The sequence below is a fragment of the Cupriavidus nantongensis genome, assembly GCF_041726985.1.
In the GTDB taxonomy this organism is placed as follows: Bacteria; Pseudomonadota; Gammaproteobacteria; order Burkholderiales; family Burkholderiaceae; genus Cupriavidus; species Cupriavidus nantongensis_A.
Genome location: NZ_CP168303.1, coordinates 990,661 through 1,003,232, shown reverse-complemented (window position 1 = coordinate 1,003,232; position 12,572 = coordinate 990,661). Strand labels below are relative to the sequence as shown.

Sequence of the window (12,572 nt, the reverse complement as noted above, 5' to 3'; positions counted from 1 at the left end):
AGCAGGCATCGAGGCCTCACGCGAAACCGTGCAAACCCTGGAATCGCGCTGCCATCGGACGCAACCTTACTTGCGCAGACCCAGCTTTTCGATCAGGGCGCGGTAACGGTCGGCATCGTTGGACTTGAGGTAGTCCAGCAGGCGGCGACGGCGGCTCACCATGCGCAGCAGGCCGCGGCGGCTGTGGTGGTCCTTCATGTTGGCCTTGAAGTGCGGGGTCAGTTCGTTGATGCGGGTGGTCAGCAGGGCCACTTGCACTTCGGGGCTGCCAGTGTCGTTGGCGCCACGTGCGAACTGCTTGATGACTTCGGACTTGTTGATATCGGCGACTGCCATGATGATTTCCTTTCACTTGCGAACGCTACAGCGCGGGATGCGCCGCATGCGTCGTGCCATGTAATTGACTGGCTAGTGCCGCCACCGGACCGGGGCCAGGTAACGACAGCCGCGGATTATAGCCGAAAAGCCGGCGCAGGAGTACCCGCCGCCCCGCCGCTCACGGACGCTCCATCCGGCAGGTGGTCGGCAGCGTGGTCTGCGCCGCCTTGAGCTTGCGCACGGTGCGGAAGCCATAGCCCGAGCCCTCGTTGTCGAAGCGCACGGCGCCGCCCTGGCGCTCCATCACCGACACGTACAGCGGCTGCAGCACCTGGTGGTCGTCGGCCCGCACCGTGGCCTCGTGGAAGTCGTTGACGTAGCGCATGTGCTCGAGCGCGCGCGCCACCTTGACCGCGTCGGTGGAGCCGGCCTGCGTGATCGCGCGCGCCAGCATCTCGACCATCATCTGCATGCGCAGGTGGACGTAGTCGTCCTTGGGCTCCGGATAGCGCGCGCGGAATTCCTGGTAGAACGCGTCGGACGCCGCGCCGCCCACATTGGGATGCCACTCGGCCACGGCCAGCACGCGCCCGACCCCGGCATCGCCCATCGCCGCCGGCGCGCCCAGGCCATTGCCGTAGAAAGTATAGAACTTGGCCCGCAGCCCGCCCTCGCGCGCGGCCTTGACCATCAGCGTCAGGTCGTTGCCCCAGTTGCCGGTGATGACCGCATCGGCCCCGCTGGCCTTGATCTTGGCGATATAGGGCGCGAAGTCCTTGATCTTGCCGATCGGGTGGAACTCGTCGCCGACGATCTGGATATCGGGCCGGCGCGCCGCCAGCATCTCGCGCGCCGAGCGTGCCACCTGGTGGCCGAAGCTGTAGTCCTGGTCGATCAGGTAGACGCGGCGCACCGCCTGGTCCTGGCGAATGACCTCGGTCAGCGCCTGCATGCGCATGTCGGCGCTGGCATCGAAGCGGAAATGCCAGAAGCTGCAGTTCTCGTTGGTCAGGCTGGGATCGACCGCCGAATAATTCAGGAACAGCACGCGCGCGTCCGGCTGGCGCGCGTTATGGCGGTTGATGGCCGCCACCAGCGCCCCCGCCACCGCCGAGCTGTTGCCCTGCAAGACAAAGGGGATGCGCTTGTCGGTCAGCGCGCGCAGCTGGATCAGGCTTTCATCGACATTGCCCTTGCTGTCGAAGGTGACCAGCTCGAGCGGCCGCGCGCCCTCGGCGGTCTTGACGCCGCCGCGCGCATTGATGCGCTCGATCGCCAGGCGCAGGTTGCGCGCCACCGCTTCGCCGGCATTGGCGAACGGGCCGGAGAGGCCATCGATCATGCCCAGCCGGATCGGCTCCTGCGCGGATGCGCCCGCCGCTGCCGCCAGCAACAACCCGCCCAGCCATCCCCGCCACCGCGCCGCAACCGTCATTCGTCTCTCCTGGAAAGCGCTGGATGGTACGGCAGCGTCCCGCTGCCGGCAAATACCGGCGCAGACCGCATCCGCACCGCCAGTTCCATGGAGAACCGGCCGCGTTATCGGCAGATCCGCACAAAAGCAGCGCCGAACGCACACACTTGCCGCTGCCGGACTACACTGGCGGTATCCACACCCCATACATCGATCGAGGTCCAGCCATGAATTCCGTCTTCGCCAAGGGCGCGCGCCGTCTCGTGCTGGCGCTGGGCGTCGCCATGCTGTCCGCCTGCGCCACGCTGATGCCGGAGCAGGAAGGGACGCGGCTGGTGGGCCAGCCGCAGGCAGCGGTGCAGGGCATGTTCGGGCCGCCCACCGACGTGTTCCCGCTGCGCGATGGCACCACGCGCTGGATCTACTCGAAGCAGCCGATGGGCCAGTATGCCTATGGCGCCGACTTCGACCGCAACGGCAACCTGACCGCGTTCCGCAACATGCTGTCGACGCCGGAACTGTACAAGGCGCAGGTCAACACCTGGACCAAGCGCGACGTGGCCGAGCACTTTGGCATGACGCGGCTGCCGATCAGCTACTACCCGCGCATGCGCAACGAGGTCTGGTCCTACCGCTTCCGCCACGAAGACGTATGGCCGTCGCTGTTCCACTTCTATTTCGACGATGCCGGCGTGCTGCGCCGGACCCAGATCACGCCCGACCCGCTCTACGACCCGGACGAGCGCCGCCTGTTCTGACTGCGCCCATGAAAAAGCCCGCCATCCCCGGGTCGGGAATGGCGGGCCTGGTCCGTACGTTCGGGCCGGGTAGGCCTTCCGCCGTCAGCGCAGGGGCCTGGGTCAGATCTGCGGGTTGATCTTTTGCACGGCCTTGTCGTGCAGCTTGTTCAGCGCGGCCAGGTAGGCCTTGGCCGAGGCCGCGACGATATCCGGGTCGGTGCCCACGCCGTTGACGATGCGGCCGGCCTTGGACAGGCGCACCGTCACTTCGCCCTGGGCCTCGGTGCCGCCGGTGATGGCGTTCACCGAATACAGCACCATCTCGGCGCCGCTGGCCACGCGCGACTCGATCGCATGCAACGTGGCATCGACCGGGCCGTTGCCCTCGCCCTCGCCGCTCTGCTCCTGGCCGTCCATGCTGAACACCACGCGCGCATGCGGTCGCTCGCCGGTCTCGGAGCGCTGCGACAGCGAGATAAAGCGGAAGTGCTCGTTGGCGTCGTGCTGGGCTTCGTTCGAGACGATGGCGACGATGTCCTCGTCGAAGATCTCGGCCTTCTGGTCGGCCAGCTCCTTGAAGCGCGTGAAGGCGGCGTTGACCTCGCTCTCGCTTTCGAGCTCGATGCCCAGCTCCTGCAGGCGCTGCTTGAAGGCATTGCGGCCCGAGAGCTTGCCCAGCACGATCTTGTTGGCGGTCCAGCCCACGTCTTCGGCGCGCATGATCTCGTAGGTGTCGCGCGCCTTGAGCACGCCATCCTGGTGGATGCCCGAGGCATGCGCGAAGGCGTTGGCGCCGACCACGGCCTTGTTCGGCTGCACCGCGAAGCCGGTGATCTGCGACACCAGCTTGGACGCCGGCACAATCTGCGTGGTGTCGATGCCGAGGTCCAGGTTGAAGTAGTCGCGGCGCGTCTTCACCGCCATCACCACCTCTTCCAGGCTGGTGTTGCCGGCGCGCTCGCCGAGGCCGTTGATGGTGCATTCGATCTGGCGCGCACCGGCCATCTTGACCGCCGCCAGCGAATTGGCCACGGCCATGCCGAGGTCGTTATGGCAGTGCACCGACCACACCGCCTTGTCCGAGTTGGGAATGCGCTCGCGCACCGAGCGGATCAGCTCGGCATAGCCTTCCGGCACGGCATAGCCCACGGTATCGGGCAGGTTGATAGTGGTCGCGCCCTCGGCGATCACGCCTTCGAGCACGCGGCACAGGAAGTCCATGTCCGAGCGGCTGCCGTCTTCCGGCGAGAACTCGATATCGTCGGTGAACTGGCGCGCAAATCGTACCGCCAGGCGCGCCTGCTGGTAGACCTCGTCCGGCGTCATGCGCAGCTTCTTCTCCATGTGCAGCGCGGAGGTGGCAATGAAGGTGTGGATGCGGAACGAGTTGGCCGGCTTGAGCGCCTCGGCCGCGCGGGCAATGTCCTTGTCGTTGGCGCGGGCCAGCGAGCAGATGGTGGAGTCCTTGACCACCTGCGCGATCGAGCGGATCGCCTCGAAGTCGCCGTTGGAGCTCGCGGCGAAACCGGCCTCGATCACATCGACCTTCAGGCGTTCCAGCTGGCGCGCGATGCGGATCTTCTCCTCGCGCGTCATCGAGGCGCCGGGCGACTGCTCGCCGTCACGCAAGGTGGTGTCGAAAATGATGAGTTTGTCAGACATGGTGTGGAGCTCCTGATTGCTTGTCGTGTGCTGTCCCCGGCATGCTGCGGCCGGGGCTTTACCGCCTGTTCCGCGCTCCACGGCTGTGGAATGCAAAACGCCCCGGCGTGCATGAAGCAGGCCGGGGCGTTGGAAAATTCCTTGCGGATTTCGCGCTAAGGGTGAGTCCGTCCTTAGCGCGCGCGCGTCCCGACCTGATGGCCTAGTAGGCCACCTAGGGTGGTGCGGGCGATTAGGACTTGGCGCGAAATCATGGCTGCGACTATAGCCGACTTGGCGCGCACGCGCAACACAGGGTTTTGCCGCACGCGCCGTCCGCGGAGGCTCAGCCCTTGGGCGGGATACGCAGCTTCTGGCCCGGGTAGATCTTGTCGGGGTGGCTCAGCATCGGCTTGTTGGCCTCGAAGATCTTGTTGTAGTCGGCGCCGTTGCCGTAGGCGGCCTGCGCGATCGCCCACAGCGTGTCGCCCTTGACCACGGTGTGCCAGCCCGATTCCGCGGACTCGACGTTGACCGACATCTTGTCCTCGACCTTGTCGACGCCTTCGACATTGCCGGCGCACAAAATGATCTTCTCGCGCGTGGCCTGGTCGGGTGCCACGCCGAACACGGTGACAAGTCCCTGCGAGCCGTCGACCTGCACCATCAGCCCGGTCGCGTCCAGCCCCATCTTCCTGATATACGCCTCGATCGCGTCGCCCGCGGCGCGATTGGCGGCATCGACCTTCTCCGCCGATGCATCCGCCGCGGCTGCTGCCTGCGCGGCCTTGGCCTCGCCGGTGCCGAACAGCTTTTCTCCCGCTTCCTTGATGAAGTCGAACATGCCCATGACATCCTCCTGACGGTGGGTGGAAAACACTGCAGAGTGCCACGCCCGGATGGCCGCGGCATGAAAACAATTGTGAATCCCGCAATGCATGAAGGGCGCCTGAGCGCCCTTCTGCGATTTATTCCCGCGGCTTCTTCTCGATCGCCGGCTTGCCATGCATGGCTCGCCAGGCCCACAGCACATAGCCCGAAATCGCATAGGCCACGAACAGCCCGAACAGCGCCACCGGCGGATCGGTCGAGACCACCACGAACAGCACCAGGACCAGCACCATCATGCCGAACGGCACGCGGTAGCGCACGTCGAGCGCCTTGCCGCTGTAGAACGGCGCGTTGGATACCATCGACAGCCCCGCGTACAGCGTGATGCCGAACGCCACCCACGGCATCCACAGCTCCTTGACCGGCAGCTTGTTATCGATCACCAGCCAGACGAAGCCGGCCACTAGGGCCGCCGCGGCCGGGCTCGGCAAACCCTGGAAGAAGCGCTTGTCGACCACGCCGATATTGGCATTGAAACGCGCCAGCCGCAGTGCCGCACAGGTGCAGTAGACAAAGGCTGCTATCCAGCCCCACTTGCCGAGGTCATGCAGGATCCATTCGTACATCACCAGCGCCGGCGCGACGCCGAACGAGGTCATGTCCGAGAGCGAGTCATACTGCTCGCCGAACGCGCTTTGCGTATTGGTGATGCGCGCCACGCGCCCGTCCATGCCATCGAGCACCATGGCCGCGAAGATGGCGATGGCGGCGGCGTCGAAGCGCATGTTCATCGCCTGCACGATGGCGAAGAAGCCGGCGAACAGCGCCGCGGTGGTGAAGGCGTTGGGCAGCAGGTAGATGCCGCGCCGGCGCGGGCGCTGGTAGACGATATCGTGGTCGTCGACGGCTTCGTCGTCGAAGTCGTCGTCGGCGCCGCGCAGCTGGTTGTGGCGGAACGGCCGCAGGTGGGTCACGTTGCCGCTGCCGCTGCGCTTGTTACGTCGATGGAAGGCAACCATCACTGTCCTCCGGTCAGGCCGCCGCTCACTGCACGTCGAGTTCGGCGAGGATGGTCGACGAGGCCGACACCTTCTCGCCGATGGTCACGCGCGGGCGTGCGTCGAGCGGCAGGTACACGTCGACGCGCGAGCCGAAGCGGATAAAGCCGTAGCGCTGGCCACGCGAGAGATTGTCGCCGGCCTTGGTGTAGCACAGGATGCGGCGCGCCACCAGGCCCGCCACTTGCACCAGCGTCACCAGCTGGCCGTCGGCCGCGCGCCGGATCAGCACCGCGTTGCGTTCGTTCTCGGTCGACGCCTTGTCGAGGTCGGCATTGACGAACTTGCCGGGAAAGTATTCGACCTTCTCCACCGCGCCGTCGACCGAGACGCGGTTCGAGTGCACGTTGAAGACATTCATGAAGACGCTGATCTTCAGCGCCTCGCGCTTGGCGTACGGATCCATCGTCTTCTCGACCACGACGATGCGGCCGTCGGCCGGGGCCAGCACGGCATTGGGCTGCGACGGGATCGGACGCGGCGGGTCGCGGAAGAACTGCAGCACGAACACCGTGATGATCCAAAGCGGCAGCGCCCACCAGAAGCCCGCGCTGGCATGCACCAGCAGCGAGATGACAAAGGCGCCGGCCAGGAACGGCCAGCCTTCACGGGCGATCAGCGGATGAGGATAGTTCATGCAGTACGTGTTTCGGTGGATACAGGCCAGGGCAAGGCGGCCTGGCGGCGGCACGCACGTGCCGCGCGCGCTGCCGGCCGCCGCGGGGAGCAGCATCCGGCACGCCTTGCCCGAAAAGTTCGACAAGGATAACAAAAAGCCGTTCAGGTCCCGGCAATCCCCTTCCGATGATAGAAGGGCAAGGCACGGAACGCTGAACGGCTTCGGCCCGCCGCCGTGCGGCGCGGGCCATCAGGCAGCGCTGTGAATCAGTTCTTCGACTGGTCGACCATCTTGTTCTTGGCGATCCACGGCATCATCGCGCGCAGCTTCTCGCCCACCACTTCGATTTCGTGCTCGGCGTTCAGGCGGCGGCGCGAGATCAGGGTCGGGGCGCCGGCCTTGTTCTCCAGCAGGAAGCTCTTGGCGTATTCGCCAGTCTGGATGTCCTTCAGGCACTGCTTCATCGCCTTCTTGGTCTCCTCGGTCACCACGCGCGGGCCGGTGACGTACTCACCATATTCGGCGTTATTGGAGATCGAGTAGTTCATGTTGGCGATGCCGCCTTCGTAGATCAGGTCGACGATCAGCTTCAGCTCGTGCAGGCACTCGAAGTAGGCCATTTCCGGCGCGTAGCCGGCTTCCACCAGGGTCTCGAAGCCGGCCTTGATCAGCTCGACGGTACCGCCGCACAGCACGGCCTGCTCGCCGAACAGGTCGGTTTCGGTTTCTTCGCGGAAGTTGGTCTCGATGATGCCGGCACGGCCGCCGCCGTTGGCGGTGGCGTACGACAGCGCGATGTCACGGGCGGCGCCGGACTTGTTCTGGTGCACGGCGATCAGGTGCGGCACGCCGCCACCTTGCGTGTAGGTGGCGCGCACGGTGTGGCCCGGGGCCTTCGGCGCGATCATGATCACGTCGAGGTCGGCGCGCGGGATCACCGCACCGTAGTGCACGTTGAAGCCGTGGGCGAACGCCAGCGCGGCGCCTTCCTTGATGTTGGCGTGCACTTCGTTCTTGTACACGTCGGCGATCTGCTCGTCCGGCAGCAGGATCATGACCACGTCGGCGTTCTTGACGGCCTCGGCCACTTCCTTGACCTGCAGGCCGGCGTTGACGGCCTTGTTCCACGACGCGCCGCTCTTGCGCAGGCCGACCGTCACATTGACGCCCGAATCCTTCAGGTTCAGCGCGTGGGCATGGCCCTGCGAGCCGTAGCCGATGATGGTGACGTTCTTGCCCTTGATCAGGGAGAGGTCGGCGTCCTTGTCGTAAAACACTTTCATGATGATTCCTTCAATCTCTGTCTTTTGTATGAGAGGAGCGGCATCCTCGCGCGCATCGTGTGCGCCCGGATCGCGCCGCCCCGGGGATACTGCGTGAAGCCGTTGCGTGAGCCGGGGCCGGTCAGACCTTCAGGATGCGCTCGCCGCGGCCGATGCCCGAGCCGCCGGTACGGACGGTTTCGAGGATGGCGGTGCGATCGATCGCGTCCAGGAACGCATCGAGCTTGACGCCGTTGCCGGTCAGCTCGATGGTGTAGGTCTTCTCGGTGACATCGATGATGCGGCCGCGGAAGATGTCGGCGGTGCGCTTCATTTCCTCGCGTTCCTTGCCGACGGCGCGCACCTTGACGAGCATCAGCTCGCGCTCGATGTGCGCGCCTTCGGTCAGGTCGACCACCTTGACCACTTCGACCAGGCGGTTCAGGTGCTTGGTGATCTGCTCGATCACGTCATCCGAACCGGTGGTGACGATGGTCATGCGCGACAGCGAGGAGTCCTCGGTCGGCGCCACGGTCAGCGTCTCGATGTTGTAGCCGCGGGCCGAGAACAGGCCCACCACGCGCGACAGCGCGCCGGCTTCGTTTTCCAGCAGGACCGAAATGATGTGTCGCATTTACAGGTCCTCCGCGCCGAGCAGCATTTCGGAAATGCCCTTGCCGGCCTGGACCATCGGCCAGACGTTTTCGGTGGGATCGGTCTGGAAGTCCAGGAACACGGTACGGTCCTTCAGGCGGAATGCTTCGCGCAGCGCCGGCTCGACGTCCGAGGTCTTCTCGACGCGCATGCCGATATGCCCGTAGGCCTCGGCCAGCTTGACGAAATCAGGCAGCGCGTCCATGTAGGAGTGCGAGTAGCGGTTGTCGTACTCGATCTCCTGCCACTGGCGCACCATGCCGAGGTAGCCGTTGTTGAGCGAGCAGATCTTCACCGGGGTGTCGTACTGCAGGCAGGTCGACAGCTCCTGGATGCACATCTGGATCGAGCCCTCGCCGGTGATGGTGACGACCTCCTTCTCGGGGAAGGCCTTCTTGATGCCCATCGCGTACGGCAGGCCCACGCCCATCGTGCCCAGGCCGCCGGAGTTGATCCAGCGGCGCGGCTCGTTGAACTTGTAGAACTGCGCGGCCCACATCTGGTGCTGACCGACGTCGGAGCAGATAAAGGCGTCGCCGTGGGTCAGTTCCCAGATCTTTTCCACCACGTACTGCGGCTTGATGATCTCGGAGCTGCGGTCGTACTTCAGGCAGTCGACCGAGCGCCATTGCTCGATCTGCTCCCACCACCTGGCCAGCGCCTCGCGCTTGGGCTTGATGTCGCTGGCCTTGATCTGGGCGATCAGTTCCTGCAGCACATCCTTGACGTTGCCGACGATGGGGATGTCGACCTTGACGCGCTTCGAGATCGACGACGGGTCGATATCGATATGGATGATCTTGCGCGCCTGCGAGGTGAAGTGCGCCGGGTTGCCGATCACGCGGTCGTCGAAGCGGGCCCCGATGGCGATCAGCACATCGCAGTTCTGCATGGCCATGTTGGCTTCATACGTGCCGTGCATGCCGAGCATGCCGACGAACTGCTTGTGAGTGCCGGGAAACGCGCCCAGGCCCATCAACGTGTTGGTCACCGGGTGGCCGGTCATTGCCGCCAGCTGGCGCAGCTCGTCGCTGGCATTGGCCAGCACCACGCCGCCGCCGCTGTAGATGTACGGGCGCTCGGCGTTCTGCAGCAGCGCCACGGCCTTGCGGATCTGGCCCGAGTGGCCCTTGTTGACCGGATTGTACGAGCGCATGTCGATCGACTTGGGGTACTCGTACTTGCAGGCATTGCGCGAGACATCCTTGGGGATGTCGACCACCACCGGGCCGGGACGGCCGGTCGAGGCAATGAAGAACGCCTTCTTGATGGTCGCTGCGAGGTCGCGCACGTCCTTCACCAGGAAGTTGTGCTTGACGATCGGGCGGGTGATGCCGACGGTGTCGCACTCCTGGAAGGCGTCCTGGCCGATGGCGTGGGTCGGCACGTTGCCGGTGATCACCACCATCGGGATCGAGTCGAGGTAGGCGGTGGCGATGCCGGTGACGGCATTGGTCACGCCGGGACCGGAGGTCACCAGGGCGACGCCCACCTTGCCCGTGGCGCGTGCATAGCCATCCGCGGCATGGACCGCGGCCTGCTCGTGGCGCACCAGGATGTGCTCGAACTTGGTTTGCTTGTGGAGCTCGTCGTAGATATACAGCACTGCGCCGCCGGGGTAGCCCCAGACGTACTCGACGCCTTCTTCGGCAAGTGCGTGAACGAGAATTTCCGCCCCGATCATTTCGGGTGCGGCAGATGAATTGCTGTCGGCGTGGGAGAATTCCGCGCTGGGCATGTTCATTTCAGTCCTTTGCAATTTTCGGCAAAAAATTGTTTGGATGCTCTCTGCCGAACTTGTGGCTCGGGTTCAAGCGGTGCGCGTCTGCATGGAAGACCGCCTCATAAGCGGCCGGATGAGACAACCACTGATGTCGTGTGAACCGTCGATGATACTGCAATGCACCAGCGCGGTCTACGGTTGTTTAGGCCGCCGGCGTCGGCAAGTTCCCCGGATTTGCAAAATCTTTTGCGCAGCGCCATGTATGTCCCGCCATACAAAACGGTACAGCACGGCCAAATTTTGCTAGCATCCCAGCACCTCGGGGCGCCGCGCGCCCCCGGCAGCACATTCACCAGAACCGGGCCCGGGTCCCGGCGCAACAAGCCCCAACCGCCTGAATGGCCACCGACCAGGAACTGTCCGCCTTTCTTGCCAGCGTCGAGCGGCGCGCCTTCAAGCAGGCCGTGTTCGCCGTCCGCGACGACGAGGCCGCGCTGGACATCGTCCAGGACGCCATGATCAAGCTGGCGGAAAAATACGGCGACAAGAGCGCCGCGGAACTCGCGCCGCTGTTCCAGCGCATCCTGCAGAACACCATCCATGACTGGTTCCGGCGCCAGAAGGTACGCAATACCTGGGTCTCGCTGTTTTCCAGCCTGCGCGACGACCGCGACGGCGGCGACGACAGCGACCTGCTGGAGACGCTCGAGGCACAGGCCGGCTCGGAATCGGCCGAAAGCAGCGCCGACAAGGTCGAGCGTGCCCAGGTCATGCACATCATCGAGCAGGAGATCCAGCGCCTGCCCACGCGTCAACGCCAGGCATTCCTGATGCGTTACTGGGAAGATATGGACGTCGCCGAAACCGCGGCCGTGATGGGCTGTTCCGAAGGCAGCGTCAAGACGCACTGTTCCCGTGCCACGCATACACTTGCGCAGGCCCTGCGCGCACGGGGGGTCCGACTATGAGCAGAAACGACAAAGAAATCCGCGAGCGCCGGTTTGCGCATGAGGTTCGCGCCGCACTCGACGCCGGCGCCGACGCCTTGCCGGCCGATATTTCCGAACGGCTTGCCGCCGCGCGCCGGATGGCGGTCGCCCGCAAGAAGGCCGAGGCGCCCGTGCTGGTGCCGCAGCTTGCCATGCCGGGCGCGCACGCGCCGCTGTTCGACGACGATGCCTCGCCGCTGCACCGCGCCGGCGCCTGGCTGCGCCGGCTGGGCCTGGTCTGGACGCTGGTTGCGCTGGGCGCCGGCCTGGTGGGCATCTACCACTGGCAGGAGCAGAAGCGCATCGAGGAACTGGCCGATATCGACGCCGCCATGCTGCTCGACGACCTGCCGCCCACCGCCTATGCCGACGAGGGCTTCCACGTGTTCCTGAAGCACGGCCAATAGCATGGCGTCCCCGCTTCCCCGTCCCGACGCCCTGCGCCGCCGGCTGGCCGCCCTGCTGGCCGGCGCAGCCGCCTGGTGCGTACTGCTTCCCGCCCCGGCGCAGGCACAGGGAGCTTCCGCGGTGGACGGAGCCGCTGGCCCCCAGGCGGCCCGGCCGGTCAGCGCGAAGCCTGCCTGGGCCGACCTGAGCCCGGTCAACCAGCGCATCCTGGCGCCGCTGCAGCCGCTGTGGGACAGCCTGCCGGAGCTGAACCGCCACAAGTGGCTGCGCATCGCCGCGCGCTATCCGAAGTACTCGCCGGCCGAGCAGGCCCGGCTGCAGGCGCGCATGGCGGAGTGGGTCAGGATGACCCCGCAGCAACGCCGGCTGGCGCGCGAAAACTACCAGATCACCCGCTCGCTGCCGACCGAGAAGAAGGCCGAGGCCTGGGACAAGTACCAGCAGTTGCCCGAAGAGCAGAAAAAGAAGCTGGCCGCCGCCGACCGCGTGCCGCGCCGCCCCGGCGCCGTCAGCGCGCTGCCCAGCGGCAAGCGCCTGCCCAGCGACACCAGCCGCCAGCTGCGCCATGAACACAAGGCGGGCGCGAGCCACGCTGCCCACCCGGCTGGCACACCGGCCAGCGAGGGCGCGACGCTGCCAGCAGCCGCCGCGGTCACGGCAGCTGCCGTGACCGCGGCGTCCGCCCCTGCCGCTGCCACTCCGGCATCGCCCGCAAGCGCCGCGCTCCCCGCGGCCGGCGCGCCGGCATCCGCGGCAGCCCAGGCTACCACCGAAGCGACGGCCGCCGCGTCCGACGCGACCGTGCGCCAGTAATTGGCGGGCCATTTGGCATAATCGCCGTTTGAGGCCGGCCAGCGCACGCGGGCCAGCTTCTTCGCCAGGCCCGCACCGGCATCCGCATGCCGCGCGCCGGCG

14 protein-coding genes are annotated in these 12,572 nt (G+C 65.9%); 5 read left to right on the top strand and 9 right to left on the bottom strand.

What is annotated here, in order from left to right; all coding sequences use genetic code 11:
• Nucleotides 1-66: 66 nt before the first annotated feature.
• Both rpsO and ACEI37_RS15775 read right to left on the bottom strand, forming a co-directional pair.
• The gene (gene rpsO, locus ACEI37_RS15780; RefSeq protein WP_010809136.1) at nt 67-336 is read right to left on the bottom strand and encodes a 30S ribosomal protein S15; all 270 of its coding nucleotides are present in this window, start codon (nt 334-336) and stop codon (nt 67-69) included.
• Nucleotides 337-496: 160 nt separating this feature from the next.
• Nucleotides 497-1,753 carry a branched-chain amino acid ABC transporter substrate-binding protein gene (locus tag ACEI37_RS15775; RefSeq protein ID WP_062797748.1) on the bottom strand — a complete coding sequence of 419 codons (1,257 nt, stop codon included), beginning with the start codon at nt 1,751-1,753 and terminating at the stop codon, nt 497-499.
• Between the two features lie 206 nt (nt 1,754-1,959).
• Here ACEI37_RS15775 and ACEI37_RS15770 point away from each other — a divergent pair, with 206 nt between their 5' ends.
• Entirely contained in the window at nt 1,960-2,490 is a 531-nt protein-coding gene (locus tag ACEI37_RS15770) for a hypothetical protein (RefSeq protein WP_373379680.1), read from the top strand.
• Between the two features lie 102 nt (nt 2,491-2,592).
• Here the strand turns inward: ACEI37_RS15770 and ACEI37_RS15765 are convergent, their stop codons facing one another.
• From ACEI37_RS15765 to ACEI37_RS15750, 4 genes are all read right to left on the bottom strand, one after another.
• Entirely contained in the window at nt 2,593-4,134 is a 1,542-nt protein-coding gene (locus ACEI37_RS15765) for a 2-isopropylmalate synthase (RefSeq protein ID WP_373379679.1), read from the bottom strand.
• A gap of 325 nt (nt 4,135-4,459) precedes the next feature.
• The gene (gene lysM / locus ACEI37_RS15760; RefSeq protein ID WP_092314068.1) at nt 4,460-4,963 is read right to left on the bottom strand and encodes a peptidoglycan-binding protein LysM; all 504 of its coding nucleotides are present in this window, start codon (nt 4,961-4,963) and stop codon (nt 4,460-4,462) included.
• 118 nt (nt 4,964-5,081) lie between these two features.
• Complete coding sequence (pssA, locus tag ACEI37_RS15755; protein ID WP_111519553.1) at nt 5,082-5,963, bottom strand: CDP-diacylglycerol--serine O-phosphatidyltransferase; 882 nt, start codon at nt 5,961-5,963, stop codon at nt 5,082-5,084.
• A gap of 25 nt (nt 5,964-5,988) precedes the next feature.
• Nucleotides 5,989-6,639: a phosphatidylserine decarboxylase gene (locus ACEI37_RS15750; protein ID WP_092314072.1), complete on the bottom strand. Its 651-nt coding sequence runs from the start codon at nt 6,637-6,639 to the stop codon at nt 5,989-5,991.
• Here ACEI37_RS15750 and ACEI37_RS15745 point away from each other — a divergent pair.
• Nucleotides 6,638-6,886, top strand: a complete 249-nt coding sequence (locus ACEI37_RS15745; protein WP_373379678.1) for a hypothetical protein — start codon at nt 6,638-6,640, stop codon at nt 6,884-6,886. The genes ACEI37_RS15750 and ACEI37_RS15745 overlap by 2 nt on opposite strands.
• Before the next feature lies 1 nt (nt 6,887).
• On the opposite strand, the gene ilvC is transcribed toward ACEI37_RS15745, so the two are convergent.
• The 3 genes from ilvC to ACEI37_RS15730 all read right to left on the bottom strand — a co-directional run bounded on the left by ilvC (nt 6,888) and on the right by ACEI37_RS15730 (nt 10,281).
• Nucleotides 6,888-7,904 carry a ketol-acid reductoisomerase gene (gene ilvC, locus ACEI37_RS15740; RefSeq protein ID WP_012352318.1) on the bottom strand — a complete coding sequence of 339 codons (1,017 nt, stop codon included), beginning with the start codon at nt 7,902-7,904 and terminating at the stop codon, nt 6,888-6,890.
• Between the two features lie 121 nt (nt 7,905-8,025).
• Nucleotides 8,026-8,517, bottom strand: coding sequence for an acetolactate synthase small subunit (gene ilvN / locus ACEI37_RS15735; RefSeq protein WP_012352317.1), 492 nt, complete (start codon nt 8,515-8,517; stop codon nt 8,026-8,028).
• Nucleotides 8,518-10,281: an acetolactate synthase 3 catalytic subunit gene (locus ACEI37_RS15730; RefSeq protein WP_373379677.1), complete on the bottom strand. Its 1,764-nt coding sequence runs from the start codon at nt 10,279-10,281 to the stop codon at nt 8,518-8,520.
• A 377-nt stretch (nt 10,282-10,658) separates the two neighbouring features.
• Here ACEI37_RS15730 and ACEI37_RS15725 point away from each other — a divergent pair, with 377 nt between their 5' ends.
• Genes ACEI37_RS15725 through ACEI37_RS15715 form a run of 3 tightly spaced genes read left to right on the top strand, consistent with a single transcriptional unit; the run spans nt 10,659 to nt 12,470 of the window.
• The gene (locus ACEI37_RS15725; RefSeq protein ID WP_062797734.1) at nt 10,659-11,228 is read left to right on the top strand and encodes an RNA polymerase sigma factor; all 570 of its coding nucleotides are present in this window, start codon (nt 10,659-10,661) and stop codon (nt 11,226-11,228) included.
• On the top strand, nt 11,225-11,656 hold the full coding sequence (locus ACEI37_RS15720) for a DUF3619 family protein (RefSeq protein WP_062797732.1): 432 nt from the start codon (nt 11,225-11,227) through the stop codon (nt 11,654-11,656). The genes ACEI37_RS15725 and ACEI37_RS15720 overlap by 4 nt, the downstream gene beginning before the upstream one ends.
• Nucleotide 11,657: 1 nt before the next feature.
• Entirely contained in the window at nt 11,658-12,470 is an 813-nt protein-coding gene (locus ACEI37_RS15715) for a DUF3106 domain-containing protein (protein WP_373379676.1), read from the top strand.
• Nucleotides 12,471-12,572 lie beyond the last annotated feature (102 nt).

Excerpts from the sequence above, each read along its gene's own strand:
- lysM (WP_092314068.1), bottom strand. The coding sequence starts at position 4,963 with ATGGGCATGTTCGACTTCATCAAGGAAGCGGGAGAAAAGCTGTTCGGC.
- ACEI37_RS15765 (WP_373379679.1), bottom strand. The coding sequence starts at position 4,134 with ATGTCTGACAAACTCATCATTTTCGACACCACCTTGCGTGACGGCGAG.
- ACEI37_RS15770 (WP_373379680.1), top strand. The coding sequence starts at position 1,960 with ATGAATTCCGTCTTCGCCAAGGGCGCGCGCCGTCTCGTGCTGGCGCTG.
- ACEI37_RS15730 (WP_373379677.1), bottom strand. The coding sequence starts at position 10,281 with ATGAACATGCCCAGCGCGGAATTCTCCCACGCCGACAGCAATTCATCT.
- ACEI37_RS15725 (WP_062797734.1), top strand. The coding sequence starts at position 10,659 with ATGGCCACCGACCAGGAACTGTCCGCCTTTCTTGCCAGCGTCGAGCGG.
- ilvC (WP_012352318.1), bottom strand. The coding sequence starts at position 7,904 with ATGAAAGTGTTTTACGACAAGGACGCCGACCTCTCCCTGATCAAGGGC.
- ACEI37_RS15720 (WP_062797732.1), top strand. The coding sequence starts at position 11,225 with ATGAGCAGAAACGACAAAGAAATCCGCGAGCGCCGGTTTGCGCATGAG.
- ACEI37_RS15745 (WP_373379678.1), top strand. The coding sequence starts at position 6,638 with ATGCAGTACGTGTTTCGGTGGATACAGGCCAGGGCAAGGCGGCCTGGC.
- ACEI37_RS15750 (WP_092314072.1), bottom strand. The coding sequence starts at position 6,639 with ATGAACTATCCTCATCCGCTGATCGCCCGTGAAGGCTGGCCGTTCCTG.
- ilvN (WP_012352317.1), bottom strand. The coding sequence starts at position 8,517 with ATGCGACACATCATTTCGGTCCTGCTGGAAAACGAAGCCGGCGCGCTG.
- ACEI37_RS15775 (WP_062797748.1), bottom strand. The coding sequence starts at position 1,753 with ATGACGGTTGCGGCGCGGTGGCGGGGATGGCTGGGCGGGTTGTTGCTG.
- rpsO (WP_010809136.1), bottom strand. The coding sequence starts at position 336 with ATGGCAGTCGCCGATATCAACAAGTCCGAAGTCATCAAGCAGTTCGCA.
- ACEI37_RS15715 (WP_373379676.1), top strand. The coding sequence starts at position 11,658 with ATGGCGTCCCCGCTTCCCCGTCCCGACGCCCTGCGCCGCCGGCTGGCC.
- pssA (WP_111519553.1), bottom strand. The coding sequence starts at position 5,963 with ATGGTTGCCTTCCATCGACGTAACAAGCGCAGCGGCAGCGGCAACGTG.